This is a genomic window from Streptomyces sp. NPDC006283, from assembly GCF_040613325.1.
In the GTDB taxonomy this organism is placed as follows: Bacteria; Actinomycetota; Actinomycetes; order Streptomycetales; family Streptomycetaceae; genus Streptomyces.
In genome coordinates this window covers 1-2,952 of sequence record NZ_JBEXRZ010000391.1, presented here as the reverse complement: position 1 = coordinate 2,952, position 2,952 = coordinate 1, and the positions used below count along the sequence as shown (strand labels likewise).

Below are 2,952 nucleotides of genomic sequence, written 5' to 3'. Positions count from 1 at the left end.
GCCGTGGTCTGCGGTGTCAGCTCCTCCACGATTGTCCGGGCGATCGGCGAGGTTCGATCCGTACTCACTCGCGGCCGGCGGCTTCGCTGTGCCTGATCGGCCCGGTCTGCGGCTGCAGACAGTGGAGGGACGTGTGCCCCTACGCCGAGGCCGAAGGCATCGAGCTACGGATCGACGGAGCCGAGACTCAGCTCCGCCGCCCGCCAAGCCCCACGTTCAGCGACGGGCAGGGCCGATTGCTGTTCTCCGGTGCCGAGCGGCCCGGCCGGATGCACGACCAAACCGCTGTGCGCAGCGAGGGAATCGCCGAGCAGTTCCACCGACGCCCCAAGGCCAAGGCCAAGGTCGATTCCGGCTTCCAGGGCTTGGCCAACGAGTTCCCCCCAGATCACCGCCCCGCTGAAGAAGCCCAAAGACGACGCATGCGACGGCGACAAGAGAGCCTGGCGCGAGCCAGACGCCGGCAGTCCTCGGCCCGGATCTGCGTCGAGCACACCAACGCCGCACTACGGCAATGGACACCCGTGCGCAGATTACCAAACGCCGCGAAACCTACACGCAAACCCAACCAGCGATCGTGGGCCTGATCTCCGACCGAGCAGCCCAACGGCCCACCCAGCCACGAACACAGCACCGAACTGGTACTCGCACGCGACACTGCCTGCTGATCACTCACCAGCCGAACCACAACCCAGCACATTCACACCTCAATCGCGGCGAGGCCGTAAGGCATGGGGGTCGTCCAGGTTTGTCGCATGGACGGACGGCTTATCGCCTTCATCGGGGACGGACGCGGTCGCCTCGCGCCGTGCAGGTGTCGCCTGCGCGGTGGGAGTGGCGGGCGGGCTGCCCGTCCACACGGCGCTGGCCGGTGGCGGGACTCGCCGCCGTCCTCGCCACGGTGCCCGTCCTCTACCGGACGCTGCAGATAGCGGGTGGTGCTATGTGCTGTATCTCGGGATCCGCTCGCTGTACGCCGCATTGTGCCCGCAGCCGGAGCCGGCGGATCCGCGGGACGCGGCCTCGCACGGCGTCGGACGTGGCCTGCGGCAGGGTTTCCTCACTAACGTCCTCAACCCGAAGGCGCCGGTGCTGTTCCTGAGCCTGCTCACGCAGTTCGTCCCGAGGCCGCGGCCCGTATCGCCGCGCACGCTGCTGCTCGCCGGCACGGTCGTGCTGCTGGCGCTGTTCTGGTTCCCGGCGGTGGCACTGCTGGTCGACCGGCTCGGCCGGTGGCTGCGTCGGCCGCGGAACGCCCGCGCCGTCGAAGGTGTCTCGGGAGGCGCGCAGACCACGCTCGGCGCGGCCCTGCTGATCCGGTCGACGGTGCACTGATACCACTCAGGTCCGCCATGACCGGGCTGCGCGTCAGCGTACGCGACCGTACTTGACGTTCTTCGTCCAGATCTTGACCAGCCGGACCACGTCACCCGTCTTGGGCGAATGCCAGATCTTCCCGTGCCCGGCGTAGATCCCCACGTGGTAGATGGCACCGCCGGCATGGAAGAACACCAGGTCACCGCGTTGCCGGTGGGAGACGGAGATGTGGCGGGTCCGGTTGTACTGCTGCTGGGCCGTGCGGGGCAGCTTCTTGCCCGCTCTCTTGTACGAATAGAGCGTCAGCCCTGAACAGTCGAAGCGCGACGGACCCGTGGCGCCGTACCGGTACGGCGAGCCCTTCTTCGACGCGGCTACCTTGAGCGCCTTGCTCGCGTGGTTGCTGATCGCATGCGCTTCAACAGCGCTGCCGGGGGTCAGAAGTGTGCCGCCGACGGCGGCGATCATAAGTGCCGATACGATGCCCGCCCGTGAGACCAGGAGGGGGAGATGCATCTGCGCAGTCATGCGCAACCCTTCGTCAGCCGCCTGTGAAGGGTGACCTGTCGGGTTCGAACGGCGAAGACGCCCGGCCGCCGCAGCGGCTTCACCCCAAGGCGTGGCCGGGATCGCCGGTCACGCCGTCTTGCTGGGTCCTCCACTCCTGCCGATGCACTTCCGCCGAACAGACATCCGGTGCGGCGGCAGGATTCAGCGTCCGCCCGGACCGCCCCGTCGAGGTGGCGGGGGCTTGTCGTCCCACGGATCGTTACCCACAGATGTCCGATTTCCGGGCTGAAACGGCTTTTGTGAAGCTGATCACGACTGGACCTTTCGGGTGGGCAGGCCTGTCCGACCCCTTCTTCCGCGCTCCCGACCCGTCTCGTACCAGCAGTTGAAGCGCCCCATTGCACCAGATCGGTGGTCCCGCCGACGCAAGTCCGAGGCTGTGTGACAACTTGGGCAAAGCGTCACCGAACGGGGTACTGGCGACTGGGTCGCGCTATTTGTTCGCATGCCGGACGCGCCGGTACCCGATGACGGAGACCTTTAGGGGGCACACTTCTTCGGTGAAGATCGCCCCCGCCTGGGTTAGAGCGGTTCCGCCGCAGCAGGAGATTCGCGGTTCGCCATCCACTGGTTCGTGATCAAGAAACTGCTGAGCGGCCTGGTGCCGCTCACCCTCGTCGTCACTCCGGTCCTTGCGCCCACGCCGGCCCAGGCCGCGCCGATCCGGTTGCCCGATGCACTGTCCGCCCTTCCAGTGGCTGACGCGAGCCGGCGGGATGCGCCCGCAAGTCATTCGAGCGCCAGGCCCTGGTAGCCGGCGTCGGCGAGGATCTGCAGGTCGATGGTGTCGGTGAGGAGGTCGACCAGGCCGGCATCCCGGGCTTGGGTGATGTCGGCAACTGATCCCGCTCGTACCTCGCCGCAGAACAGAAGTCGTCCGCGTTCGTCGGTGAGGACGAGGGCTTTCATTGCGTTGATGCGGCTCTTGCCGGAGATGAAGCGGCTGCGTCCGCCGCGGTGTGCTGATGGCCGGCGGACCCGGATCTCGGTGGCGTCCATCAGGGCGGTCTGGCCGGTGGCACCGAGATGAGCGATGACGTCAGCGAGCGTTCGCAGCCGCAGTCC

The 2,952-nt window shown here is 67.5% G+C and carries 3 protein-coding genes, 1 pseudogene and 1 riboswitch; of the genes and pseudogenes, 2 read left to right on the top strand and 2 right to left on the bottom strand.

The annotated features are described in order from the left end of the window. Positions 1-269: 269 nt before the first annotated feature. Together ABZ070_RS36410 and ABZ070_RS36405 are read left to right on the top strand one after the other, a co-directional pair. A complete protein-coding gene (locus ABZ070_RS36410) occupies positions 270-587 on the top strand; it encodes a hypothetical protein (RefSeq protein ID WP_356640381.1) in 318 nt (105 codons plus the stop codon). A gap of 205 nt (positions 588-792) precedes the next feature. After that, positions 793-1,335 (top strand): annotated as a pseudogene (locus ABZ070_RS36405) (LysE family translocator); the annotation flags it as partial. Positions 1,336-1,368: 33 nt separating this feature from the next. Here the strand turns inward: ABZ070_RS36405 and ABZ070_RS36400 are convergent. Together ABZ070_RS36400 and ABZ070_RS36395 are read right to left on the bottom strand one after the other, a co-directional pair. Next, entirely contained in the window at positions 1,369-1,845 is a 477-nt protein-coding gene (locus ABZ070_RS36400; RefSeq protein ID WP_356640379.1) for a C40 family peptidase, read from the bottom strand. A 3-nt stretch (positions 1,846-1,848) separates the two neighbouring features. Continuing rightward, positions 1,849-2,031, bottom strand: a riboswitch (cyclic di-AMP (ydaO/yuaA leader). Between the two features lie 585 nt (positions 2,032-2,616). Then, positions 2,617-2,952: transposase family protein (locus ABZ070_RS36395; RefSeq protein ID WP_356640377.1), on the bottom strand; the 336-nt coding region annotated here is incomplete at its 5' end.